The sequence below is a fragment of the Rhodoferax sp. genome (assembly GCF_034520025.1).
In the GTDB taxonomy this organism is placed as follows: domain Bacteria; phylum Pseudomonadota; class Gammaproteobacteria; order Burkholderiales; family Burkholderiaceae_C; genus Allorhodoferax.
The window spans coordinates 548,541-572,363 of sequence record NZ_JAXHNZ010000001.1 but is presented as its reverse complement, the minus strand read 5'-3'; the positions used below and the strand labels follow the sequence as shown (position 1 = coordinate 572,363).

Here is a 23,823-nt window from a genome sequence, read left to right as displayed (position 1 = left end):
TTTGGTCATTCAAGAGTTTGAGATTTTTCGAAGAGAAGTTAGCCATGACTGAAGAAAACAAGTCGGTTTCCACCCCTGAAAACGCCGATGGCGCTGTGCACACGGGCGAGGGCGGAGCCGACAGTTCCAACTTCCAGCCCACCATCGACACCAACCAAGCCGGTGCGACTGAGGCCTATGGCGAAGGCTCGATCCAGATTCTTGAAGGCCTGGAGGCCGTGCGCAAGCGCCCCGGCATGTACATCGGTGACACGTCGGATGGCACCGGCCTGCACCATTTGGTGTTCGAGGTGGTGGACAACTCCATCGACGAATCGTTGGCCGGCCATTGCGACGACATCCTGGTCACCATCCACTCCGACAACTCCATCAGCGTCGTCGACAACGGCCGTGGCATCCCCACCGGCATCAAGCTCGATGACAAGCACGAACCCAAGCGCTCGGCGGCGGAAATTGCGCTGACCGAGCTGCACGCCGGCGGCAAGTTCAACCAGAACAGCTACAAGGTGTCCGGTGGTCTGCACGGCGTGGGTGTGTCCTGTGTCAACGCGCTGTCCAAAATGCTGCGTCTGACGATCCGACGGGACGGCAAAGTCCACACGCTGGAATTCAGCAAGGGTTTTGTCCAGAACCGTATTATTGAAACGCAGAACGGCATCGAGGTGTCGCCCATGAAGATCATCGGCGACACCGAAAAGCGCGGCACCGAGGTGCACTTCCTGCCTGACACCGAGATCTTCAAGGAAAACAACGATTTCCACTACGAAATCCTGTCCAAACGTCTGCGCGAACTCAGCTTCCTGAACAACGGTGTGCGCATCCGCCTCAAAGACGAGCGCAGCGGCAAGGAAGATGACTTTGCCGGCGCCGGTGGCGTGCAGGGTTTTGTGAACTACGTGAACAAGGGCAAGACGGTTCTGCACCCCAACGTTTTCCACGCCATGGGCGACCGCCAAAGCGACCAAGGCACCAACATCGGTGTCGAAGTGGCCATGCAGTGGAACAGCGGCTTCAACGAGCAAGTGCTGTGCTTCACCAACAACATCCCGCAGCGTGACGGTGGCACCCACTTGACCGGTCTGCGCGCCGCGATGACCCGCGTCATCAGCAAGTACATCGAACAAAACGAAATGGCCAAAAAGGCGAAGGTCGAAGTCACCGGTGACGACATGCGCGAAGGCCTGTGCTGCGTTCTGTCGGTCAAGGTGCCAGAGCCCAAGTTCTCCAGCCAGACCAAAGACAAGCTGGTCTCCAGCGAAGTGCGCGGCCCGGTGGAGGACATCGTGGGCAAGCTACTGGCCGACTACCTGGAAGAGCGCCCGAACGATGCCAAGATCATTGTCGGCAAGATCATCGAAGCCGCCCGCGCCCGTGAAGCCGCCCGCAAAGCCCGCGACATGACCCGCCGTAAGGGCGTGCTCGACGGCATGGGCCTGCCCGGCAAACTGGCCGACTGCCAGGAAAAAGACCCCGCCGGCTGCGAAATCTACATCGTCGAGGGTGACTCCGCCGGCGGCTCTGCCAAACAAGGCCGCGACCGCAAATTCCAGGCCATCCTGCCCCTGCGCGGCAAGATTCTGAACGTAGAAAAAGCGCGTTACGAAAAGCTGCTGACCAGCAACGAAATTTTGACGCTGATCACCGCTCTGGGCACCGGCATCGGCAAGGCCGGCGGCACCACCGGCAACGACGATTTCAACGTGGCCAAGCTGCGCTACCACCGCATCATTATCATGACCGACGCGGACGTCGACGGTGCGCACATCCGCACGCTACTGCTGACCTTCTTCTACCGCCAGATGCCAGAGCTGGTAGAGCGCGGCCATATCTACATTGCCCAGCCCCCGCTTTACAAAGTGAAGTCCGGCAAGGAAGAGTTGTACTTGCAAGGCCCCGCCGAGCTGGACGGCTACTTGCTCCGCATCGCCTTGGTGAATGCATCGGTCTATACCGGCGGCCCCAACGGCACCACCCTGAACGGCGACACACTGGCCGAACTGGCCCGCAAACACCAGCTGGCACAGGCTGTGATTGCCCGCCTGAAAAACTTCATGGATGCCGAAGCCCTCCGCTCGGTAGCCGATGGCGTGGTGCTCAACCTCGACACCGTGGCCGATGCAGAAGCCTCTGCCGCCGCCCTGCAAGCGAAGTTGCCGGATGCCGAAGTTGCCGGCGAGTTCGATGCCCGCACCGACAAGCCCATCTTGCGCATCAGCCGCCGCCACCATGGCAACGTGAAAAGCAGCGTGTTGACCCAGGACTTTGTGCACGGTGCAGACTACGCCGCCCTGGCTGAAGCCGCTAACACCTTCCGCAACCTGCTCAGTGAAGGTGCCCGCGTCATGCGCGGCGAAGGCGAAAAGCAAAAGGAAGAAAAAGTCTCTGACTTCCGCGAAGCCATGGCCTGGTTGATCACCGAGGCCGAGCGCACCACCAGCCGCCAGCGCTACAAAGGACTGGGCGAAATGAACCCGGCCCAGTTGTGGGAAACCACCATGGACCCGACCGTACGCCGCCTGCTGCGCGTACAGATCGACGACGCCATCGAAGCTGATCGCGTGTTCACCATGCTGATGGGCGACGAAGTGGAGCCGCGCCGCGACTTTATTGAAACCAACGCACTGCGCGCAGGCAATATCGACGTTTGATGCAGGGCCGTTCCAGCCCCTCGGGGCTCGTCGGCCTGCTGGAAACATGGGCCGCGGTTGATACCCGCGCCCCGCGGCAAGACTGGGCAGAGCACTGGAGCGCGTGGCTGGGCCCCTTAGATGCGATCGCGCTCAGTACGGCACTGCCCGAGATCCGCAACGCGGGAGTAGCCGCACCAGAGGCCGGCAAGAAGCAGGCGGTAGATATCACCCAGCTGCTGCAACAGCTGCAAGACGACCTGACCCGCTTTGTCCGCCTGATACCCGCCCCGCAACGCTCCAGCCTGCGCTCGGTCCCGATGCCGCAAGCCTTGACAGAGGCACTGGTAGAAGAGGAGTACGGCAGCTACCGGCAACGCTACCTTGATATTCAGCGGCGCTTTGAGCTGCGCATCGACCCTTTGCGCCAACACTGCCGGCAGGTGCTGTCACAAACCAGCCCCCGGCTGCGTCAGTTGGCACAACTCGATGCCACGCTGGAGACCATGCTCATGCCCCGCACCCAGGCGTTGCTCGCGACCCTGGCGGTCTTGTTGGAGCGGCGCTTTCACCGCTACCGCCAGGACGAGAGCCTGCCGATGGCTGATTTTGAGCAGGATTTTCAAGCTGCCCTCGTGGCAGAACTGCACTTTAGATTGGAACCGGTCACCGGCCTGGTAGAGGCCTGGCGCACTGGTGCTTGAGACGATATGAACAAAGATTTGAACCGGTTTTTCATCCCTGCCGCCTCGGCCGTCGGTGCCCTGGCGCTGGTCTGGATCGCTGCGGGTTTTGTGAGCACCAGCCCATTGGCACTGGTCATGACCTTGGTGATCGCCGCCGTTTACGCAGCAGGCCTGCGCGAACTCCACCACTACCGCGCCGGCACCCGGGGGCTGCATGCGGCACTCTCGAATGTTCCGCCCGCGTTGGACACGCTGGCGCCGTGGCTCGAACAAGTACCAGCCCCACTGCAGCACAGCGTGCGCCTGCGAGTTGAGGGCGAGCGCGTGGCGCTGCCCGGTCCGGCACTCACGCCGTATCTGGTCGGTCTGCTGGTCATGCTCGGCATGTTGGGCACCTTTCTCGGTATGGTGCTGACCTTCAAGGGCGCGGTATTTGCGCTCGAAGGCTCTACCGACCTGCAAGCCATCCGCTCTGCGCTGGCGGCCCCGATCAAGGGCTTGGGCTTGTCTTTCGGCACCTCGGTGGCCGGTGTGGCCAGTTCGGCCATGCTCGGGCTGGTGTCGGCGCTCAGCCGGCGCGATCGCCTGCACACCGGCCGCTTGCTCGACCAGCGCATTGCCGGCGTGTTGCGGCCTTTCTCGCTGGCGCACCAGCGTGAAGCCAGTCTGTTGGCCCTGCAGCAACAGTCACAGGCCTTGCCCGCGGTGGCCGAGCAACTGCAACGCCTGATGACCCAGATGGAGCAGCGCCACGACACGCTCAGCACGCAACTCGAAAGCCGCCAACACGCCTTCCACGAAGACGTCCACCGCGCCTACACCTCCCTGGCAACGGCAGTAGGCCAATCCCTGCAAGACAGCATGTTGGCAGCCGCCCGCCATGCCGGCGAAACCATCGCGCCAGTGGTGGAAACCGCCATGCAGCAGCTGGCCGCAGAGTCCCGCGCCCAGCACGACCGCACCAGCAACACCCTGCACACCCAGTTGCAAGACATGCTGGCCGGCTTCCGCGAAAGCACACAGGCCCTGACCTCAGACTGGGCGCAAGCGCTGGGCAAAAGCACCCAAACCCTTCAAACCGAATGGCAAAACGCCGGGGCTCAAGCCCTTGCCCAGCAACAAGCCGTGTGCGCCGCACTCGAGACCAGTGCTGCCACCATTACCACCCGCACCACCGAGCAAGCGGCAGCCGCTTTGGGCGGGGTTACGCAGGTGCTGGCCCGATCGGAAGCGCTGTTCGACGCCCACCACCAGAGCGAAGCCGCATGGGCCGCGCAGCAACAAAGCCGCATGGACGCGCTCGCCGCCCTCTGGCGGACCGAATTGGCCGCACTCCGCACCGAAGAAGCCGCCCGTGGCGAGGCCGCCAGTGCCCGACTCGGTGAGCTCACCACCCGCTTGCGCACTGAAATGACGCGCCTCGACGAGCGCGATACCCAGACCCTGCAAGAGCGCCATCAGCTCATGGAGCGACTCAGCGGGCTGCTGCAATCTGCAGAAGCCACCACCCAAGGGCAGCGCGCCGCGATTGACACCCTGGTCGCCACCGCCGGCAGCACATTGGCCCAAGTGCAAGCGCAGTTTGCACAAACCTTGGCGCTGCAAGGCGACAAGGCCGAGCAACTTGCCGCCCATGTACAAGGCAGCGCCGTGGAGCTCACCAGCCTGAGTAGCAGCTTCCAACATGCGGTGGAGCTGTTTGTGGGCAGCAACGACGCCCTGGTGCGCAGCCTGCAAGGCATTGAAGCCGCTGTGAGCCAATCGGTCGAGCGCAGCGACGAGCAACTGGCCTACTACGTGACCCAGGCCCGCGAGGTCATTGACCTGAGCCTGAGCGCGCAAAAATCCGTGGTCGAAGACCTGCGCAAACTGCGCAACCAGCCCGCAACCACCGCCCAAGGCCAGGCATGACCGGCGATACCGACATCGCCGACGAAAGCGAACTGGAGACCGCACCGGTATGGGCCGTCTTTGGCGACCTGATGGCCGGGCTGCTCGGCGCGTTTGTGCTGATCCTAGTGGGCGTGCTGGTAGTGCAGATGGACCTGGTAGCCAACCTCGAGGCCGAGGTGAAAAAGCGCCAACAAGAAGAGCAGCGCCGCATGGCCCTCGAAAAAGCATTGGCCATACCGCTGCAATCGGGGCGAGTCACCCTCAATAACGGCCGCATCGGCATCAGCGGCAGTGTGCTGTTTGCCGTCAGCTCCGACCAGCTGCGCCCCGATGGGCGGCAGCTCCTCAAAAGCTTGGTGCCACCGCTGCAGGTGTACTTGGGTGAACGCAACGAAATGCTGATGGTCAGCGGCTTTACTGACGACCAGCCCGTCTCCGGCAGCAACCGGCGGTTTGCGGACAACCTCGAACTCTCGGCCCAACGCTCTCTCACTGTGACCCGCGCATTGATCGAAGAGGGCATGCCCGCCTCCCGCGTGTTTGCTGCCGCCTTCGGCGCTGAGCAGCCGGTGGCCTCCAACCAAAACGACAGTGGCCGCGCGCTCAACCGCCGGGTCGAAATGGCGCCCGTTCCCAAGGGAGCGCCTGCGCATGAATGAGGCTGCCGCTCCGGCAGCCCCAGCAGCTGATTTGCTGGCCAGCGTGGACGCGTTGCGCTCTGCCGGCCGGCAGGCACTCGACCCGGTGCGCTTTCGCTACCTAGAGACACTGGCACAACGGCTGCCCACGCAATCGGGCGCAGTGCAACACTACCTGTGTACCGCCCTAAATAACGCGCTGGCAGATTTTGAGCGCCGCTGCGCGTTAGCCCCGGCCCGACCAGCGAGCCCGGCCGCGCCTGGCCGCGCACCCCTGAGGCGAGCGGGCCTGGACAGCTTGAAAGCGCTCACCACGCAGCTTCGTGAGCCGCAAGCGGATGCGCCGTCTGGCGGGGTCACCCCACCCCCACACGGTGTGCCGGAAATGAAGAGCGTTCAGCAGTTCAAGCTAGCCTGGGGCCGCATGAAAGTGCAAGACCAGGTCGGACACGCACTCACCCAAGGCCCCGCTAATGCAGGCCCCCTCAACTCGCACCGGCTGGTGCTGCGCACCCTGGGTCTGATGCAAGACCTGTCACCGGCCTACCTGCACCACTTCATGAGCCACCTGGACACCCTGCTGCAGCTCGATACCTTGACGCTGCCGCAGGCGCCGAAAGCAGCCAAGCCAGCCAAAGCTGCAAAAAGTACCAAGCTGGTGGCCCGCAAGTCCTCTGTCAAAAAGTAGGGTGCAGTAGGATCGGCCGCACTCAATTTCACCAGCGCAGATACACACCATGAACAGCTCCCCGATCCAACGCATCAACCCCGCAGCCCAGTGGTCCGACGCTGTGGTGCACAACGGCACCGCATATTTTGTAGAAGTGCCTGAGAGCGGCACCGACATCACCAGCCAGTCGCAGGCTGTCTTTACACAAGCCGAGCGCACGCTGGCGCTGGCCGGCAGTAACAAAAGCCGCTTGCTGCTTGCCACCATTTACCTCAAGCACATGGCTGACCGCGCTGCCTTTAATGCCGCTTGGCAAGCATGGCTGCCGGAGGGCTGCGCACCGGCCCGGGTGTGCGTGAGCGCCGAAATGGCCAGCCCGGATTACTTGCTGGAAATCGCATTCACTGCAGCGACCGCCTGATTCGCAAGCTCGGCATTTATAAGCAAAAAGTGCCTGCATCCCCCATGGAATGTGCGTAATTAGCTTCTGTTTTGATAGCAAATGGCTGCTTTCAAGACCTCCGCCACACTGTCCCTAGGCGATATTGCGTACCGGCCCGGTCGAAGCGCGCGCCACGAGCACTGGGTCGGGCACGTGCATGATGGTCGGCTCGTGTTGCGGGTTTTCAATCAAGTCCAGCAACAGGTTAATCGACATGGTCGCCACCTGCTCGATGCCTAGCGCCACCGTGGTGAGCGCGGGGCGCATGTCACGGGCGAGCTGAATATCGGTAATGCCGATCAGCGAAATGTCTTGCGGAATGCGCACCCCCCGGTCAGCCAGCGCTTGGCTGGCGCCATAGGCCATCAGGTCGTTGGTGCAAAACAGGGCGGTGATGTCGGGGTGCTGCTCCAGCAGCGAGTCGGTGGCTTCGTGGCCGCCTGCTACCGTGTCACTCACATTGCGCACCATGTCTTCGGCTACCGTGATGCCGGCTGCCGCGAGTGCGCTTTTGAAGCCCTCCAGACGCCCGAGTTGCATGCCTTCCAGTCCGCAACCCACAATCGCGCCAATGCGAGTGTGGCCCAATTCCAGCAGATGCTGGCCGGCGATCTGGCCCGCGCGGTGAAAGTTCACCACCACATGGGGAATCTTGTCGGCCAGGTCTACGTGCTCTTCGGATGCCAGCACGATGGGGGAGCGCCGGGTTTTCAGTTCATTGATATCACCGGCGCTGATACCGGTGTGCAGCACCAGCACGCCGTCGGCCAGGGTGCCTGCAATCTGGTGCAGATACGCACGGCCGATGTCGGGCCGCTCGTCGGTGTTGCACACCATCAAAAAGTAATTACGGTGCCGGGCCACCCGCTCGGCTACCCGCACGAACTCGGGGTAGAACGGGTTGTTGATGTCGGGCAGCACCAGCGCCACCATGGACGACTTGCCTTCGGCCAACGCTCGGGCCATGAGGTTGGGGCGGTAGCCGGTCGCGGCAATCGCCTCCTGTACCTTTTGCACCGTGGCAGGCTTCACCTTCTGCGTGTTGCGCAGCACGTTGGACACAGTGGCAGTGGTGACGCCTGCCAGGCGGGCCACTTCGCTCAGAGTAGCCATAGGTGCTGCAACATGGTGTGAATTGACATCGATTGATACTTTTTTTGACCCCTAGGACTTACCCTAGGGGCCGGTATTTTTACGGATACCCATAGGTATACTCCAAAAATTGTCGAATTTAACCGCTTAAATTTTATATTTACGGATGTCTCCCCGGCGGGTCTGCAAGCCCTGCCAGACCGTGGGCGGATCGAATGTCGGCATGTGTTTCAGTCAGAAATTTAACCGCTTAAATTTAGGAAAGGACGCCAGCCGGTACAAGGATTCAACGCCACACACTCTGGTTTCATTCACAAAGGCAGAGCTGCTCCGCCCCCTCCGGGAGGCAGGCACAGGACTCTGAAGACAACAGAAACGCGTGCTACGGTGCACCCTGTGCACTACGCGCCTGACCCCATATCAACAGGAAGACAGACTATGAATTTCGCAAAACGCTTCACCATCCGCAGCACCGCTGCCGCCATGCTGGGCCTGGCCCTGGGCACCACCGGCCTGATGGCCAGCCACGCCGCCAATGCCGGCGAAGTCACCATCTGGGCATGGGACCCGAACTTCAACATCGCCATCATGCAAGAGGCGGCCAAGCGTTACACCGCCAAGAACCCCGGCGTGACCTTCAAGATCGTGGACATGGCCAAAGCCGATGTGGAGCAAAAGCTGCAAACCACCCTGGCCTCCGGCGTGACCAAAAACCTGCCCGATATCGTGCTGGTAGAAGACTACAACGCCCCCAAGTACCTGCGCTCTTTCCCCGGCGCCTTTGAGCCCCTGTCCGGCAAGGTAGACCACAAGGCGTTCGCCAACTACAAGGTAAACCTGATGACTTTGGGCGGCAAGGTCTACGGCCTGCCTTTTGACACCGGCACCACCGGCATGTACTACCGCAGCGACCTGATCAAGCAGGCCGGCTTCAGCGACAAAGACATGCAGAACATCACCTGGGACCGTTACCTGGAAATCGGCAAGCAAGTCGAAGCCAAAACCGGCAAGAAGATGTTCGCCATGGACCCGCAAGACATCGCCAGCATCCGCATCATGATGCAGTCCGCAGGCCGCTGGTACTTTGACAAAGACGGCAAGCTCGACATCAAGAACAACCCTGCACTCAAGGCGGCCCTGGAAACCCAGGTCAAGTTCATGAAGACAGGCGTCTACAAGCCAACCTCCGGCTGGGGCGAGTGGGTCGGTGCCTTGAACAAGGGTGATGTGGCATCGGTGATCACTGGCGTGTGGATCACCGGCTCTGTGAAAGCCGAAGCCAGCCAGTCCGGCAAGTGGGCTGTGGCCGCTACTCCGCGCCTGAATGTGCAAGGCGCCACCAATGCGTCCAACCTCGGCGGCTCCAGCTGGTATGTGCTGGCTGCTGGCAAAGAAAAAGCGGCCGCTGCCGACTTCCTGAACCAGATCTACGCCAAAGACGTGGACTTCTACCAGACCATCCTGCAGTCCCGCGGCGCCGTGGGCTCCTTGTTGGCATCCCGCAATGGCAAGGCTTACTCGGAAGCCGACCCCTTCTTCGGTGGCGACAAGGTCTGGCAAAAGTACAGCGACTGGATGAGCAAGGTGCCCAGCGTGAACTACGGCATCTACACCGCCGAGGGTGACGCTGCGGTAGCCGCCCAACTGCCGGGTCTGGCCCAAGGCCTGCCGGTTGAGAAGGCGCTGGAAAACATCCACAACCAGCTCGCCTCGCAAATCAAGTAAGACACGGCAACACTGAACCCAAGGAGCACCATGGCGCCCAAGCCTACGACCAGCTACCGGCGTTTTTACGACGTCAACGGTTGGCTATTTGTTTCCATCGCACTCGGGTTGATCGGGGTCTTTATGGCCTACCCGATCGTCCGCTCGCTGTGGATGTCCCTGCATGCCGGGCAGGGAACGGTGGTCGAATTCGTAGGCATGGGCAACATCGTGCGCCTTGCCGGTGATCCTGTGTTTTTAAAGGCACTGCAAAACACCAGCATCTTTTTGGTGATTCAAGTGCCCATCATGCTGTTGCTGGCGCTGGTCATGGCCAGCTGCCTCAACATGCCCAACCTGCGCTTTCGCGGGCTATTGCGCACGGCCGTATTCCTGCCCTGTGTGACCTCGCTGGTGGCGTACTCGGTGGTGTTCAAGAGCATGTTTTCCTATGACGGCCTGGTCAACCACGCGCTGGCGTGGCTGGGCCTCATTGCTGAGCCTATTCCCTGGCTCAATGATCCGTTCTGGTCCAAGGTGGTCATCATCATCGCCATCACTTGGCGCTGGACCGGCTACAACATGATCTTCTATCTCGCGGCCATGCAAAACATCGACAAGTCGATCTACGAGGCCGCCCGCATTGATGGCATCTCGGCCTACCGCCGCTTTGTGTCCATCACCATTCCCAATCTCAAGCCGGTGATTTTGTTCACCACAGTGACCTCCACCATCGGCACGCTGCAGTTGTTTGATGAACCCATGAACATCACCACCGTGGGCACCGTGTTCTCTGACAACACGCTCACGCTGTCCATGTACATCTACAACCTGTCGTTCAAGTTTGTGCCTAACTTCGGCTACGCCGCCACGGTGTCTTACGTCATCGTGCTGCTGGTGGCCGCGCTGGCCGCCATCCAGTTTTATGCCGCCCGGGAGCGCAACTGACATGACCAACTGGGCAGAAAAATTCCGTATGGCCGGCGCCTACCTCTTTCTGGGGGTCATGGCCTTTGTCTCCTTGTTCCCGTTTGCGTGGATGGTGATCAGCTCCACCAACGCCTCGGTCGACGTTACCAAGGGCAAATTCACCTTTGGTACCGCTTTTCTGGAGAACCTCGAAAAGCTCAACAAAACCTTCGATGTGGCCCAGGTCTTCTGGAACTCCGGAAAGATCGCCATCATCGGCGGCTTCTTCACGCTGCTGATCTCGTCCATGGCGGGCTACGGCTTTGAGGTGTTCAGCTCCAAGGCTCGTGAGCGCCTGTACAACGGCCTGTTGCTCACGCTGATGGTGCCCTTTGCAGCGCTCATGATTCCGCTGTTTATTTTGATGGCGCAGTTCGATTTACTGGACACCCACCTCGCGGTCATCTTGCCCGCACTGGCCTCGGCGTACATCATCTTTTACTTCCGCCAGAGCACCAAAGCCTTCCCGCCCGAGCTTCGCGAAGCCGCGCGTCTGGACGGTCTCAAAGAGTGGCAAATCTTCTTGTTTGTGTATGTGCCGGTAATGCGTTCCACCTATGCGGCGGCGTTCATCATCGTCTTCATGGCGGCGTGGAACAACTTCCTCTGGCCCCTCATCGTGCTGCAGTCCCCTGAGCTCAAAACCATCACTCTGGTGTTGTCCTCACTGGGCTCGGCTTACTTCCCAGACTTCGGCGTGATCATGCTGGCGGCCATGATGGCCACCCTGCCCACCCTGGTCGTCTTCTTCGCAATGCAACGGCAGTTCGTACAGGGAATGCTGGGCTCCGTCAAATAAGGTTTTCACATGCGTACTGTTACCAAGCTCGTCTCGGGCTGGACCTTTCACACCTCTTTTTCGTCTGATCTGGTTACCCGAGCCGCTGCCGGCGAAGCCGTGCGCCTGCCGCACAACGCCGTCGACCTGGACATGACCTACTTCGACGAACGCGCATTCCAGAAGGAATTTGCCTACCAGTACACCCTGGCCTGGCAGCCCGCCTTTGCAGGCCGCGAAGTAACCCTGCGCTTTGACGGTGCCATGGCCAACAGCGTGGTCTGGGTCAACGGCCAGCAAGTGGCGGCCCACAAAGACGGCTACACCCCCTTCAACGCCCGCCTGACTGGTCTGCTGAAAGAAGGCGAAAACCTGATTACCGTGAAGGTGGATGGCAGCGAGAACCCCGAAATTCCCCCCTTCGGCGGCCAAATCGATTACCTGACCTACGCCGGTATTTACCGCGATGTGTGGCTGCACATCACCGACGCGGTGTCGATTGCCAACCTCAAGGTCGAAACTGCGAACGAACTGAGCGACGCCAAGGGCGTCACCGTCAAAGGCTTCCTGGCCAACCCCACACAGGCGGCCTTCACCGGCACCGCACTGGTGGAGCTGTGCACTGTGGATGGCGCTGTGCTGCACCAGCAAACCGTGGACGTGGCGGGCGCGGAATTCAGCGCCCCATTTGAAGGCCTGGCCGGTCTCGCGCTATGGGAACTGGACAGCCCTGTGTTGTATGTGGCCCGTGTCACGCTGAACACCAGCGCTGGCACTGATCAGCACAGCACCCGCTTTGGCTTCCGCACCGCGCGCTTCACCACCGAGGGCTTTTTCCTCAATGACAAGCACGTCAAGATCCGGGGCCTGAATCGCCACCAGAGCTTCCCCTACGTGGGCTACGCCATGGGCCAGCGCGCGCAGGCCAAAGACGCCGACGTGATGAAGGACGTGCTCAAGTGCAACCTGGTGCGCACCTCGCACTACCCGCAGTCCACCTACTTTCTGGACCGTTGCGACGAGATCGGCCTCCTGGTGTTTGAAGAGATTCCGGGCTGGCAGCACATCGGCGGCCAAGCTTGGCAGGACGAGTCGGTGGAGAACGTGCGCCGCATGGTCGAGCGCGACTGGAACCACCCCTCCATCATCATCTGGGGCGTGCGCATCAACGAGTCGCAGGACAACCACGACTTCTACACCCGCACCAACGCCATGGCCCGCAGCCTGGACAGCACCCGCCAGACCGGCGGCGTGCGTTACATCGAAAACAGCGAGCTGCTGGAAGACGTGTACACCGTGAACGACTTCTGCCACGTAGCTACCGAGGAATGGATGAAGGGCATTGCCCCCACACCGCTGCGCCAGCCCCGCCAGGTGACGGGCTTGGACCACGAGGTGCCGTATCTGGTGACCGAGTTCAACGGCCACATGTACCCGACCAAGCGCATCGACCCCGAAGACCGTCAGGCTGAGCACGTGAGCCGGCATCTGGACGTGCTGAACAAGGCCTACGAGAACCCCGTCATCAGCGGCGCCATCGGCTGGTGCATGTTTGACTACAACACGCACAAAGACTTCGGTGCGGGCGACCGCATCTGCCATCACGGTGTGATGGACATCTTCCGCGAGCCCAAGTTCGCCGCCTGGGGCTACACCAGCCAATGCAGCCCGGCAGAGCAAGTGGTGCTACAGCCCGTGACCTACTGGGCGCGGGGCGAAAAAGACCGCTGCGAAGTGCTGCCCCTGATCGTGCTCACCAACTGCGACTACGTGGAACTGCAAGTGGGCGACTTTGCGCCCAAGCGCGCCGAGCCTGACCGCGAGCGCTACCCGCACCTGCCGCATGCGCCGGTGATTTTTGACAGCCGCCATGTCAACATGAACGACCTGGGCGCCTGGGGCATGCTGTGGCGCGACGCCACCGTCACCGGCTATATCAACGGCAAGGCGGTTTCCACCGTCAAGCTCTCGGGTAACCCGCTGCCCACCACCCTGCAAGTGCAGGTGGACGACACCCAATTGCACGCCCACGAGAAAGACGCCACCCGCGTCATCGTGCGCGCGCTGGACCAAGCCGGCCGCCTGCTGCCCTTCATGGACGACGTGGTGCATGTCGAGGTGATAGGCGCTGCCAAGCTGCTGGGCCCGCACCTGCTGACGCTCAAGGGCGGCACCACCGGCTTCTGGCTGGAGACTACCGGCGCTGTGGGCGACATCACCCTGAGCGTATCCACCCGCCGCATGGGCGAGCAGCGCGTGACGCTGCAAGCCGCGTAAATTACGGAGTCGACGAGGAATAGAACATGGCAGACGTCAAACTCACCCAGGTCCGCAAATCATTCGGCGAGATCGACATCATCCGGGGCGTGGACCTCGACATCAAACACGGCGAATTCGTGGTGTTCGTCGGCCCCTCGGGCTGCGGCAAGTCCACGCTGTTGCGCGCCATCTCGGGCCTGGAAGACATCACCAGCGGCGAGCTGCGCATCGGCGACCAGGTCATGAACCATGTGGACCCGTCCAAGCGCGGCATTGCCATGGTGTTCCAGAGCTACGCGCTCTACCCCCACATGACCGTGCGCGAAAACATGGGCTTCGCCCTCAAGCACGCCGGTGTGGCCAAAGACGTGGTCAAGAGCAAGGTCGACGCTGCCGCCAAGATTCTGGGCCTGGAGCCGCTGATGGACCGCAAGCCCAAGGCCCTGTCGGGCGGGCAGCGCCAGCGCGTCGCCATCGGCCGTGCCATCGTGCGCGACCCGCAGGTGTTTTTGTTTGACGAGCCACTCTCCAACCTCGACGCCGAGCTGCGCGTGCACATGCGCATCGAGATTGCGCGCCTGCACCGCGAGCTGGGCACCACCATCATCTATGTGACGCACGACCAGGTAGAGGCCATGACCCTGGCCGACAAAATCGTGGTGCTGCGCGCCGGTGTGGTGGAGCAGGTGGGTGCACCGCTGGAGCTATACGACAACCCGGCCAACACCTTTGTGGCCGGCTTCATCGGCTCGCCACGCATGAACTTCTTAGAGGGCACCGTAACCGCCCAGCCCCGCTTCAATGGCACCAACCACTGCGAAGTCACCCTCAAAGGCTTTCACAACACCGTGGTGAATCTGCCTTTTGCCGGCCCGGTGCCTGCCGTGGGTACCGAGGTGTCGGTGGGTGTGCGCCCTGAACACTTCCAGGACGGCGGTGACGCGGTACTGCCGGTCACCATCGACATGCTGGAGCACCTGGGTGGCGAGACCTTTATGTACGCCCGCTCCAGTGGCGATGTGATGGTGGTCATAGAGACCAAAGACGGTCGCAACCTGCGCTCCGGTCAAACCCTGGACGCCCGGTTTGATGCGGGCAAAGCCCTGCTGTTCCACAAAGACGGCCAACGCATTTACGCGGCCTAGACTCCCGCCATGAGCACCCACCCCCGCGAGGCTTCTGCCACCTTCGTCACACTGCACGGCACCCACACCAGCGTGGTGCTGGAGGTGCGCGACCATGAAGCCCCGCTGTGGCGATACTGGGGGCCCCGCCTGCCGGACCACTGCGTGCCCCTGGCCCCGCTGCGCGACGGTCGGGCCATCCCGCCCAGCAGCATGGAGTTCGACCAGCCGCTGACCGTGGCCCCCACTTTCGGCGTGGGCTGGTACATGCAAAGCGCCTTGTTGGCCCACCGTAGCGGCCAGCAGTTTGCACAAGCGTTCACCCGCTGCGAGGTGGAAACGCTGCTCACCGACAAGCGCATTGCCATTCACCTCACGGATAGCGTGGCGCAGTTGCGACTGACTGTGCACATGGCGCTGGACGCCCACGACGTGCTGCACTTGAGCAGCACCCTGGTGAACGACAGGCCCGATGCGCTGGACGTTCAGTGGCTGTCCGCAGGCACCGTGCCGCTGCCCGGCAACGCCCAAGCGGTGCGGCACTACACCGGCCAATGGGCCAATGAATTTCAATTGCAGGTGGACGCCCTCTCGCGCAGCACCTGGGTGCGCGAAAACCGGCGCGGCCGCACCTCGCACGACAGTTTTCCCGGTGCGGTAGTCACCACGCCCGGCAGCACCGAACACACCGGCACCGTGTATGGCGCCCACTTGGCCTGGTCGGGCAACCACCGCCAGGCCATCGAGTGGCTGCACGACGGGCAATACCAATGGCAAATGGGCGAGTGGCTGGCCCCCGGCGAAGTGTGCCTGGAAACCGGTGAATCGCTGCAAACGCCTACCCTGTTTGCCAGCTGCTCGGTGCAGGGCCTGAACGGCCTGGCCGCCAACTTCCACGCCACGGTGCGCAGCCGCCTGCCTTGGCCCGGTGGCCGCATGCGCCCGCGCCCGGTGCACCTCAACACCTGGGAAGCGGTGTACTTTGACCACCGCACCGACGACATCCGGGCGCTGGCCGAAGCCGCCGCCAGCGTAGGCGTGGAGCGCTTTGTGCTGGACGACGGCTGGTTCCAGGGCCGCCACAGCGACCGCGCGGCGCTTGGCGACTGGTGGCCCGACCCCGCCAAATACCCCGACGGCCTGCACCCCCTAGCCCGCCACGTCAATGCACTCGGCATGGAGTTCGGCCTGTGGGTAGAGCCCGAGATGGTCAACCCCGACAGCCAGCTCTTCCGCACCCACCCCAACTGGGCGTTGCAGCTGGAGGGCCGCCCCCTGCTCACCATGCGCAACCAACTGGTGCTGGACGTAGCCCGCCCGGAAGTAGCCGACTACCTGTTTGCCAAGCTGCACACACTCCTGAGCAACGTGCCCATTGCCTACCTCAAGTGGGACATGAACCGCGACCTCACCACCGCCGGTGACGCGCTGGGCCGCCCGGCGTACAGAGGCTTTGTGCACGCGCTGTATGCGCTGGTAGACCGGGTGCGCGCTGCCCACCCGCAGGTGGAGATTGAAAGCTGCGCCTCCGGCGGTGCCCGGCTGGACATGGGCGTATTGGCCCACACCCATCGTGTCTGGACCAGCGACTGCAACGACGCACTCTCGCGCGTGGCCATCCAGCGCGGCGCGCTGCAGTTTTTACCGCCCGAGATTCTGGGCGCCCACATCGGCCCCGCACCTGCGCACACCACCGGCCGCAGCCAAAGCCTGAACTTTCGGGCCGGCGTAGCGTTGAGCGGGCACCTGGGCATAGAAGCAGACGTGCGCCACATGAGCGATGAAGACCGCATGGCTCTGGGCCGCTGGGTGGGCATGTACAAGCAGCTGCGCAACCGCCTGCACACCGGTCAGGTGTGGCTGGGCGAGGCGGGCGACGGCGTAGTCTGGCAAGCCCATGGCGACGCCGGTGCCAGCGAAGTGCTGCTGCTGGTGTACCGCACCGCGCCCACCACCCACCGCAATACACCGCCTCTGCGCCTGCCCATGCTGCGACCGGCGGCGCACTACACCATCGAGCGGCTGGACCCGACCCCGCCCGAGTGGACCAGTAGCCCACTGAACGACGCAGCCCTGGCCGCCGGTGCCCAAACGGCACTGCCGCCCACCGCCCACGGCGCGTGGCTGGCCGCGGTGGGCCTGCCACTGCCACGCATGTATGCGGAGAGCGCGCTGATTTATAGGCTGCGGTTTATCCCGCAATAGACCGGATTGGCGCGAGGCGGCGACAATCTGCAGGAACCCACCACCTCCTGAGGCCCCCGTATGAAAACACTCGTCGCCAACATCACCCTCGCCCTGACCATGTCTTTGGCGGCCCTCTCGGCCCAGGCCAAAGACGTCATCATCGACGTGCGCAGCCCGCAGGAATTTGCTGCCGGGCATGTGGAAGGCGCCATCAACATCGAGCACGGCAACATCGCTAAAGAGATCGCCAAAGCCGGTGTGGGCAAGGACGACACCGTGCTGCTGTACTGCCAGAGTGGCCGGCGCAGCAGCATCGCGCTGGACACGCTTAAGGGCTTGGGTTTTAGTAAAGCCGAGAACGTGGGCGGCATCGAGCAAGCCCGCAAAACCCTGGCCAAAAAGTAAAGTAGGGCACGCGCATGGCGGCAGTCACCCTCACCGGCCTGGCGCCGCTGGTGTCACCCGCCACAAAGGTGCTGATACTGGGCAGCTTTCCCGGGGTGCGCTCGCTGCAGGCGCAAGAGTATTACGGCCACCCGCAAAACCAGTTCTGGAAGATATTGCAAGCCATTTGGCCTTCTAGCGCCCATGGAATGTGCGCAAGCAGCTATGAAAACCGTAGCAAATGGTTGCTGGAACGCGGCCTGGGCGTGTGGGACGTGTACGCCAGCTGCGAGCGCGAAGGCAGCTTGGACAGTGCCATCCGCAACGCGGTGCCCAACGACATCGCCGCACTGCACCTGCCGCAGCTACAGGCCATCGCCCACAACGGCGGCGAGAGCTTCAAACACGCCCGCCACACCCGCACCCTGGGCGTACCCGTGTACCAACTCCCCAGCACCAGCCCGGCCAACGCGAGCTGGAACTTTGAGCGCAAGCTGGCGGCTTGGCGGGAGGTGATGGAGCGGTGTGGGTTGGTTTGACGTTGGTCTTTAGCCATCCCTGCGTGCCCCGCCACAGAGCGATTGCTTGCGCGGCAACCTCGGGCAACAACACATCGCCGGATTCGAGGCGGTTTAAAGGCTTCAGCGACACCTCGCGGTCAGTGGCCCAAGCATGTAGCTGGCTCGCATGCAGAGTGCATTGGTGTAGCGACCGAGCTTCTAGAAACGACAAACCCCGCCGAAGCGGGGTTTGCAGTTCATTGACATGCCATTAACGTGCTTGTCAGGCGGCGGGCTTTTTGCGGCGCGCTATCGCACCCACCACGCCCAAGCCAGCCAACAGCAATGCATAGGTTTCGGGTTCGGGGACAGCGGTCACTGTAAAACGAATGTTGTCGATACCCATGTCGTATGCGCTGGTCTTCCACTCAATGACAACACCGGTGGTTGACGACAAAGCTGGGCTAAACGTAGTCAAGGTAGTCAACGGCCCGACGGATGCGAATGAAGGGGTACCTCCAGCAGCGTAGACCGCCCATTGCGATGAAAAGCCAAGCGGGTTGTTTGGCAAATAAGGGGTTAGGTCAAACGAGTTGAGCGTCACTTGGTAGCCCGCATAGGGGGCAATGGTGATGCGACCATGCGAGTTGGCGTCGCTGGTGCCTGAATAGAGCACATCCCGCGTTCCTTGGTAACCCGTGGTCCAACCCAAGAGAGAGGAAGAGGGAGTTGTTAAGTCCCGGTAGGTGACGTCCCACGTTGGGCCGTCGCCATAGGTTTGGGCAAGACTGACGCCGTTACTGACAGCTCCATTGAAGTCCAGGTCAACAGCATGGGAAGCTACTGGTGCTGCAAAAAGTAGCGCTGTTGCAACTACGGACATCAGTTTCTTTGCGTTTTGCATACTTCAAATATCTCCCTAGGTTGAGTGACTTGAAAAACGTGAGGTGCCTGCGCATGCTAGGGCCGTGGGTCCGTGATGATCAATAGTCCGAATGAGCCATGCAGCGGGGCTACGGCGTTTCGGGTCAGATGGACGGCACTGGTTCTGCCATTCACACCAGACTCACCCCGCCCCCACCCTGCTTGCATCTGACATGTAAGTCAACACCTTTTGGGGCTCTAGCGCTCATGGAATATGCGCAAGCAGCTATGAAATTAGTAGCAATTGGCTGCTGGAGCGAGAAGGCCGCTTGGACAGTGCGATCCGCAATGCGGTGCCCAACGATATTGCCGCGCTGCGCCCGCCACAGCTACAGGCCGTCGCCGACAACGGCGGCGTGCCCGTTTACCAGCTCCCCGGCAGCAGCCTGGCGAATGCTAGCTAAAGCTTTGAGCGCAAGCTGGCGGTTTGGCGGGAGGTGATGGAGCGGCGTGGGTTGGCTTGGGGACCGAATCATGCTCTAGTGCTGGTAGATATTGCGCGAGTAGCTATCAAAATTAGAGCACTAGCAGCCTAAGAAGAACTGCCGATCTCGCGCTTTCTTTCTGTCCGCACGCAACAAATCTTGGAGCTGCAGAGACTGAGACTGCAAAGCCCGAATGTCGATTTGCTTCACAAGTTCATCCAATTGTTTGCACTCGGCAGACTTCGCAGGTGCTAGCTGTGATGCGTCGTGAAATGTGGGCTGAGGTTCTGGCGATGCACCTGCTTGTTGAAGCGCAATGTTGGGCGCAGATACCGTTCTGGGCATTTGGTTTGGGTCAACATCTGGAGGGGGAGGTAGTTTCACGCTTCCAACGACGGCCTCCTTAGGGCATGCCGCATCCGAGTAAGTTACGTGTCCATTCACTACACATTTGTTGACCGTACCAGGCGCGGGCGGTTGATTCGGGACTGTCTGCGCGGCACTTTGTGGCTTAGGTTTTTGGACGCGCGGCAGATCTGAGTCCAAGGATCGTGAATTGGGAATAACTATCGAAGGTGCCGGCGATAACTTCGTTTGCCGCTGCTTGTTCTGCCACCAAAGTGCTCCTTGATACAGCACATACAAAGCCGCTACGACACACAGCGCAATGGTAAAAACCGATGCCTTCTGTGGCGCAGGCCTGAAATGGCGCACCTTCTCACTCTCGCTGCGCTCCCGCATGTAATCTCGATCATCTAACGCCATTAAATAAACCCAAAGTGAGCGGCATGCCAAGTCAAAAAGTCGGGTGAGGGTGCCAGCCTCGAAGGAATACGAATGGGCGCATGATCAAACCGCAAAAGTGAATCTTGCAGAAACGAATCAGCACTCTTAGATTTGAGTTTGGAGCTCACGCGGACGGTGTAGTCAGGTAGCACCGTAATCAACCCCTGATCGTATGCGCGGTCATGCAGCGCAGAAAGACACAGGCCGTTTTGTGGATTCAAGCGGTTGTGGGTATCTTCGCTCCAAGGAACGATGTGACTCGCAATGAGTAATTTTTCATTCTGCAAACCACTGATACAGCAGGTGCTGTTGTAACCCGCAAGTACGTAGCTTCGAAAACGCTCTTGGTTCACCCGCAATTGAACCGTGGCCATGCGAGTTCTTCCCATCTCAATTTCTGGGACTTTCTCTAACGACTCGGCTTCGGGTTCGACGCCGTGCGCTTTTGCGAATCGGTCGTGAGCCTCAGCGGCTAGCGTCGCCGTCTGATCCCAGTTCGCCTTGAGATGAGCCCAAATCTTGTCATCGACAGCCGAACCGTTAGTTAGGCCGACCTTTCCACTTGCAAGTATGGCCGGATCTCGCCCTGCCAAGTTAGAAAGTTTGCGAGCAACCGCGCTCGGTGTACGACCAATCCATACTGCCAACTCCTTGACCTTTGGAGTGCCTGTGTGCAGCTTCCCAAAAGGCAGTTGCAGATACACATGCAAGGCCGCAAGCGTTTGCTCTTCAGTCCACAAATTTCTAGGATTGGCTTCGTTGGCCATGGTGTCCCTCCGATTGAAGAATCAGTATGCCAGGCGAAGAAGGTACTACTTTTGCGACCAATAATATGGGCCTGTTTTTAGGGAGCCCCATGATTTTCAAAGAGCTTGATCCATTCATCGCACAAAGCAAATTCGACAGAGCGGGGCGTAAGGCCGAAGAACAAATGGTGCATTACCTCCTGCGCTTTTTTGGAAAAAGTGAATCTATCGATTGTTTAAACGGTATTCGCATCGAGCTAGATGGCGAAATAGCCCAAATGGACCACATAGTTTTGCATCCTTACGGCGTTCTGATCGTGGAAAGCAAAAGTGTGGCTGGAAGCGTTCAAATAAAAGATGACGGTCAATGGATACGTTGGAGCGTTATCAACGAACAGAAAAAAGCTTCTGGAATGCGATCCCCAATTACTCAAGCTCAAATGCAATGCAACTTGCTGAAAGAGTTGTTAACTGAGAGCGTTAAAAACAAAGCTGCCTTCGATAAGGTGCGCTTTGACGTCATTGTTGCCATCTCGGACGGCGGAACAATTCAATGGCCATCAACGGGTCCGCTACCCGAAGTTTGCAAAGCCGACCAAGTTCCCGGCAAAGTCCAATCGCTTATCCAGTCCCTGCAAACGACGCCATCGGTTCTAAACAGCGAAAACAGAAAGCGTATTGCCGAGTTCTTGATGAAAAAGCACAAACCTGTGCTGTCAGTAGCGCCGGAAGAAGTAACGACTGTGCCGCCAGCATCAGCGCCAGACACTAACCCAGCGCCGACACCCAGCACCGCTGGCGGGAAATTGCCCGATAAAGCCTGCAAACACTGCGCAAGCGACAATCTTGAACTAAGTTACGGAAAGTTCGGCTACTACTTCCAGTGCAAATCTTGCACAAAGAACACACCTCTACGTTTTGACTGCCCCGAATGTGGAGAAGAGGGAAAGCTTCGGAAGAGCGGCAAGGAATTTTTTGCTGAATGTCGATCCTGTACAGCGTCCGTACCATTTTTTATCAATTTTTAAACAAAAAACCCCTCCAGCGCTCGTATTACCTGCGCGAGCAGCTATCAATTTCATAGTATGACCCACTCCACCATCGCCGCCCTGACCACCCACGACACCACCCGCATTGACGATGTGCGCATCGGTGCGGTGCGCCCGCTCATCACCCCCGCGCTCTTAGAAGAAAAGCTGCCCGTGCCGGCCGCGGCCGAGGCGCTGGTGGAGAGCAGCCGTGCGGCCATCTCGCGCATCCTGCAGGGGCAGGACGACCGGCTGGTGGTGGTGGTGGGGCCCTGCTCCATACACGACCACAGCCAGGCCATGGAATACGCGCGCCTGCTCAAGGCGCAGGCCGATGCGCTCAGCGCCGACCTGCTGGTGGTGATGCGAGTGTACTTTGAGAAGCCGCGCACCACCGTGGGCTGGAAGGGCTACATCAACGACCCGCACCTGGACGGCAGCTTTGCCATCAACCAAGGGCTGGAGATGGCGCGCAAGCTGTTGCTCGACGTGTTGGACACCGGCCTACCTGCGGCCACCGAGTTTTTGGATTTGCTCTCGCCGCAGTTCATCAGCGAGCTGGTGAGCTGGGGCGCCATTGGTGCGCGCACCACCGAGAGCCAGAGCCACCGCCAACTGGCCAGCGGCCTGAGCTGCCCGGTGGGCTTCAAGAACGGGACGGACGGCGGCATTAAGGTCGCCACCGACGCCATCCAAGCCGCGCAAGGGGCGCACGCCTTCATGGGCATGACCAAAATGGGCCAGGCCGCCATCTTTGAAACCCGTGGCAATAACGACTGCCACGTGATCTTGCGTGGCGGCAAGGCGCCCAACTACTCGGCGGCTGATGTGGACGCAGCCTGCGCGCTGCTCAAAGCTGCGGGCCTGCGCGAGCAGGTGATGATTGACGTGAGCCACGCCAACAGCAGCAAGCAGCACGCCCGCCAGATCGTGGTGGCGCAAGACGTGGCGGCGCAGATTGCCGCAGGCGATGCACGCATTACCGGCCTGATGATCGAGAGCCACCTCAACGAGGGCCGCCAGGACATCGTGGATGGCAAGCCGCTGCAGCACGGCGTGAGCTTGACGGACGCCTGCATCAGCTGGGCGCAGACTGTGCCGGTGCTGGAACAACTGGCGGCCGCTGTGCGTGCGCGCCGCCAGAAGACCGGGCCTGAGCTGGCTTAAATGCTCTGGAACGCGGTGTCCGGCTGATCGCGCGGGCGCTTGCGGGGGGTTAGCAGAGTCTGGACGTCGCGCATGGCCAGCGAAGCCCGCAGCTGGGCGATGGACTGGGTGTGCATTTGCGAGATGCGCGCTTCTGAGAGCCCCAGGTGCCGGGCAATCTCGTGCATGCGCATTTCGTGCTCGTAGTACAAGGTCAGCAGTATCTGGCTCTTGCGGGGTAGCAACTCGATCGACTCGGCCAGCGCTTTGCGCAAGCTGGCGCGCTCCAGCACGGCAAAAGGGTCTTCGTGCTCGTCCATGCAGCGCTGGAGGTAGTGGTCGACGTTGTCGCCGCTCAGGTCTTGCAAAGAGAGCAGCACATAGCCCTGTGCGTCTTGCAAAAGGCGTTGGTAGTCAGCCAGGGGCATGTCCAGGTGGGCGGCTAGCTCGCCTTCAGTGGGCGCACGCCCGAGCTGGTGGCTGAGGAGCTGGAGAGATTTTTCGACCTTGCGCATCTGGTCGCGCAGGCTACGGCTCATGGGGTCGGCGGCGCGCAGGCCGTCGATCATGGCGCCCTGGGCTCGCAGGGCAATGTAGTTTTCAAAATAGGGGCCAGAAGCCTCTTTGGTCCAACGCAGCAGCGCCTCCATCAGGCCGAGCATGCCGTCTTGCACCAAATCGGCCCGGTCTACGTTGGGGGGCAGGCGCTTGCCGACGTGGCGCGCTACCGAGTGCACCACCGGCTGGTGGGTTTCCACCAGCTTGCGGATCTCATCGGTGAGTTGCGGGCGTTCGGTCGGAGGGGTAGTAGCCAT

Annotated in this window: 21 protein-coding genes; 17 read left to right on the top strand and 4 right to left on the bottom strand. The window is 61.0% G+C overall.

Annotation, left to right across the window (positions count from 1 at the left end; all coding sequences use genetic code 11):
- The first annotated feature begins 44 nt into the window (after positions 1-44).
- The 6 genes from gyrB to U5L73_RS02715 are packed head-to-tail and all read left to right on the top strand — an operon-like array spanning position 45 to position 6,935.
- Positions 45-2,648, top strand: coding sequence for a DNA topoisomerase (ATP-hydrolyzing) subunit B (gene gyrB, locus U5L73_RS02740; RefSeq protein WP_322560921.1), 2,604 nt, complete (start codon positions 45-47; stop codon positions 2,646-2,648).
- A complete protein-coding gene (locus tag U5L73_RS02735; RefSeq protein ID WP_322560920.1) occupies positions 2,648-3,331 on the top strand; it encodes a DUF3348 family protein in 684 nt (227 codons plus the stop codon). Before gyrB ends, U5L73_RS02735 begins: the two co-directional genes overlap by 1 nt.
- A gap of 6 nt (positions 3,332-3,337) precedes the next feature.
- On the top strand, positions 3,338-5,224 hold the full coding sequence (locus tag U5L73_RS02730) for a hypothetical protein (RefSeq protein ID WP_322560919.1): 1,887 nt from the start codon (positions 3,338-3,340) through the stop codon (positions 5,222-5,224).
- Positions 5,221-5,865 carry an OmpA family protein gene (locus U5L73_RS02725; protein ID WP_322560918.1) on the top strand — a complete coding sequence of 215 codons (645 nt, stop codon included), beginning with the start codon at positions 5,221-5,223 and terminating at the stop codon, positions 5,863-5,865. Before U5L73_RS02730 ends, U5L73_RS02725 begins: the two co-directional genes overlap by 4 nt.
- Positions 5,858-6,532 (top strand): DUF2894 domain-containing protein, encoded by a 675-nt coding sequence (locus U5L73_RS02720; RefSeq protein WP_322560917.1) that lies wholly within the window; start codon positions 5,858-5,860, stop codon positions 6,530-6,532. The genes U5L73_RS02725 and U5L73_RS02720 overlap by 8 nt, the downstream gene beginning before the upstream one ends.
- A gap of 49 nt (positions 6,533-6,581) precedes the next feature.
- Positions 6,582-6,935: a RidA family protein gene (locus tag U5L73_RS02715; RefSeq protein ID WP_322560916.1), complete on the top strand. Its 354-nt coding sequence runs from the start codon at positions 6,582-6,584 to the stop codon at positions 6,933-6,935.
- A 114-nt stretch (positions 6,936-7,049) separates the two neighbouring features.
- Here the strand turns inward: U5L73_RS02715 and U5L73_RS02710 are convergent, their stop codons facing one another.
- A complete protein-coding gene (locus U5L73_RS02710; protein ID WP_322560915.1) occupies positions 7,050-8,069 on the bottom strand; it encodes a LacI family DNA-binding transcriptional regulator in 1,020 nt (339 codons plus the stop codon).
- Between the two features lie 417 nt (positions 8,070-8,486).
- Between U5L73_RS02710 and U5L73_RS02705 the strand changes: the two genes are divergently transcribed.
- Genes U5L73_RS02705 through U5L73_RS02670 form a run of 8 tightly spaced genes read left to right on the top strand, consistent with a single transcriptional unit; the run spans position 8,487 to position 17,992 of the window.
- Complete coding sequence (locus U5L73_RS02705) at positions 8,487-9,773, top strand: ABC transporter substrate-binding protein (RefSeq protein ID WP_322560914.1); 1,287 nt, start codon at positions 8,487-8,489, stop codon at positions 9,771-9,773.
- Positions 9,774-9,803: 30 nt separating this feature from the next.
- Positions 9,804-10,700: a sugar ABC transporter permease gene (locus U5L73_RS02700; RefSeq protein ID WP_322560913.1), complete on the top strand. Its 897-nt coding sequence runs from the start codon at positions 9,804-9,806 to the stop codon at positions 10,698-10,700.
- A 1-nt stretch (position 10,701) separates the two neighbouring features.
- Positions 10,702-11,520 carry a carbohydrate ABC transporter permease gene (locus tag U5L73_RS02695; RefSeq protein WP_322560912.1) on the top strand — a complete coding sequence of 273 codons (819 nt, stop codon included), beginning with the start codon at positions 10,702-10,704 and terminating at the stop codon, positions 11,518-11,520.
- A 9-nt stretch (positions 11,521-11,529) separates the two neighbouring features.
- Positions 11,530-13,776: a glycoside hydrolase family 2 protein gene (locus U5L73_RS02690; RefSeq protein WP_322560911.1), complete on the top strand. Its 2,247-nt coding sequence runs from the start codon at positions 11,530-11,532 to the stop codon at positions 13,774-13,776.
- Between the two features lie 26 nt (positions 13,777-13,802).
- Complete coding sequence (locus U5L73_RS02685) at positions 13,803-14,903, top strand: sn-glycerol-3-phosphate ABC transporter ATP-binding protein UgpC (RefSeq protein WP_322560910.1); 1,101 nt, start codon at positions 13,803-13,805, stop codon at positions 14,901-14,903.
- Between the two features lie 9 nt (positions 14,904-14,912).
- Complete coding sequence (locus tag U5L73_RS02680; protein ID WP_322560909.1) at positions 14,913-17,087, top strand: alpha-galactosidase; 2,175 nt, start codon at positions 14,913-14,915, stop codon at positions 17,085-17,087.
- 60 nt (positions 17,088-17,147) lie between these two features.
- Positions 17,148-17,474 (top strand): rhodanese-like domain-containing protein, encoded by a 327-nt coding sequence (locus tag U5L73_RS02675; RefSeq protein WP_322560908.1) that lies wholly within the window; start codon positions 17,148-17,150, stop codon positions 17,472-17,474.
- Positions 17,475-17,488: 14 nt separating this feature from the next.
- A complete protein-coding gene (locus U5L73_RS02670; RefSeq protein WP_322560907.1) occupies positions 17,489-17,992 on the top strand; it encodes a DNA-deoxyinosine glycosylase in 504 nt (167 codons plus the stop codon).
- 244 nt (positions 17,993-18,236) lie between these two features.
- On the opposite strand, the gene U5L73_RS02665 is transcribed toward U5L73_RS02670, so the two are convergent.
- Positions 18,237-18,836 (bottom strand): PEP-CTERM sorting domain-containing protein, encoded by a 600-nt coding sequence (locus U5L73_RS02665; RefSeq protein ID WP_322560906.1) that lies wholly within the window; start codon positions 18,834-18,836, stop codon positions 18,237-18,239.
- 310 nt (positions 18,837-19,146) lie between these two features.
- Here U5L73_RS02665 and U5L73_RS02660 point away from each other — a divergent pair, with 310 nt between their 5' ends.
- Positions 19,147-19,281: a hypothetical protein gene (locus U5L73_RS02660; protein WP_416221254.1), complete on the top strand. Its 135-nt coding sequence runs from the start codon at positions 19,147-19,149 to the stop codon at positions 19,279-19,281.
- Between the two features lie 785 nt (positions 19,282-20,066).
- Here the strand turns inward: U5L73_RS02660 and U5L73_RS02655 are convergent.
- A complete protein-coding gene (locus U5L73_RS02655; RefSeq protein ID WP_322560905.1) occupies positions 20,067-20,855 on the bottom strand; it encodes an HNH endonuclease in 789 nt (262 codons plus the stop codon).
- Positions 20,856-20,881: 26 nt separating this feature from the next.
- Between U5L73_RS02655 and U5L73_RS02650 the strand changes: the two genes are divergently transcribed.
- Together U5L73_RS02650 and U5L73_RS02645 are read left to right on the top strand one after the other, a co-directional pair.
- Positions 20,882-21,862: an NERD domain-containing protein gene (locus tag U5L73_RS02650; RefSeq protein WP_322560904.1), complete on the top strand. Its 981-nt coding sequence runs from the start codon at positions 20,882-20,884 to the stop codon at positions 21,860-21,862.
- 57 nt (positions 21,863-21,919) lie between these two features.
- Positions 21,920-23,029, top strand: coding sequence for a 3-deoxy-7-phosphoheptulonate synthase (locus U5L73_RS02645; protein ID WP_322560903.1), 1,110 nt, complete (start codon positions 21,920-21,922; stop codon positions 23,027-23,029).
- Here U5L73_RS02645 and U5L73_RS02640 read toward each other — a convergent pair.
- Positions 23,026-23,823, bottom strand: a complete 798-nt coding sequence (locus U5L73_RS02640) for a FliA/WhiG family RNA polymerase sigma factor (protein WP_322560902.1) — start codon at positions 23,821-23,823, stop codon at positions 23,026-23,028. The two genes, U5L73_RS02645 and U5L73_RS02640, sit on opposite strands and share 4 nt — an antisense overlap.

Excerpts from the sequence above, each read along its gene's own strand:
- gyrB (WP_322560921.1), top strand. The coding sequence starts at position 45 with ATGACTGAAGAAAACAAGTCGGTTTCCACCCCTGAAAACGCCGATGGC.
- U5L73_RS02735 (WP_322560920.1), top strand. The coding sequence starts at position 2,648 with ATGCAGGGCCGTTCCAGCCCCTCGGGGCTCGTCGGCCTGCTGGAAACA.
- U5L73_RS02730 (WP_322560919.1), top strand. The coding sequence starts at position 3,338 with ATGAACAAAGATTTGAACCGGTTTTTCATCCCTGCCGCCTCGGCCGTC.
- U5L73_RS02725 (WP_322560918.1), top strand. The coding sequence starts at position 5,221 with ATGACCGGCGATACCGACATCGCCGACGAAAGCGAACTGGAGACCGCA.
- U5L73_RS02720 (WP_322560917.1), top strand. The coding sequence starts at position 5,858 with ATGAATGAGGCTGCCGCTCCGGCAGCCCCAGCAGCTGATTTGCTGGCC.
- U5L73_RS02715 (WP_322560916.1), top strand. The coding sequence starts at position 6,582 with ATGAACAGCTCCCCGATCCAACGCATCAACCCCGCAGCCCAGTGGTCC.
- U5L73_RS02710 (WP_322560915.1), bottom strand. The coding sequence starts at position 8,069 with ATGGCTACTCTGAGCGAAGTGGCCCGCCTGGCAGGCGTCACCACTGCC.
- U5L73_RS02705 (WP_322560914.1), top strand. The coding sequence starts at position 8,487 with ATGAATTTCGCAAAACGCTTCACCATCCGCAGCACCGCTGCCGCCATG.
- U5L73_RS02700 (WP_322560913.1), top strand. The coding sequence starts at position 9,804 with ATGGCGCCCAAGCCTACGACCAGCTACCGGCGTTTTTACGACGTCAAC.
- U5L73_RS02695 (WP_322560912.1), top strand. The coding sequence starts at position 10,702 with ATGACCAACTGGGCAGAAAAATTCCGTATGGCCGGCGCCTACCTCTTT.
- U5L73_RS02690 (WP_322560911.1), top strand. The coding sequence starts at position 11,530 with ATGCGTACTGTTACCAAGCTCGTCTCGGGCTGGACCTTTCACACCTCT.
- U5L73_RS02685 (WP_322560910.1), top strand. The coding sequence starts at position 13,803 with ATGGCAGACGTCAAACTCACCCAGGTCCGCAAATCATTCGGCGAGATC.
- U5L73_RS02680 (WP_322560909.1), top strand. The coding sequence starts at position 14,913 with ATGAGCACCCACCCCCGCGAGGCTTCTGCCACCTTCGTCACACTGCAC.
- U5L73_RS02675 (WP_322560908.1), top strand. The coding sequence starts at position 17,148 with ATGAAAACACTCGTCGCCAACATCACCCTCGCCCTGACCATGTCTTTG.
- U5L73_RS02670 (WP_322560907.1), top strand. The coding sequence starts at position 17,489 with ATGGCGGCAGTCACCCTCACCGGCCTGGCGCCGCTGGTGTCACCCGCC.
- U5L73_RS02665 (WP_322560906.1), bottom strand. The coding sequence starts at position 18,836 with ATGTCCGTAGTTGCAACAGCGCTACTTTTTGCAGCACCAGTAGCTTCC.
- U5L73_RS02655 (WP_322560905.1), bottom strand. The coding sequence starts at position 20,855 with ATGGCCAACGAAGCCAATCCTAGAAATTTGTGGACTGAAGAGCAAACG.
- U5L73_RS02650 (WP_322560904.1), top strand. The coding sequence starts at position 20,882 with ATGCCAGGCGAAGAAGGTACTACTTTTGCGACCAATAATATGGGCCTG.
- U5L73_RS02645 (WP_322560903.1), top strand. The coding sequence starts at position 21,920 with ATGACCCACTCCACCATCGCCGCCCTGACCACCCACGACACCACCCGC.
- U5L73_RS02640 (WP_322560902.1), bottom strand. The coding sequence starts at position 23,823 with ATGGCTACTACCCCTCCGACCGAACGCCCGCAACTCACCGATGAGATC.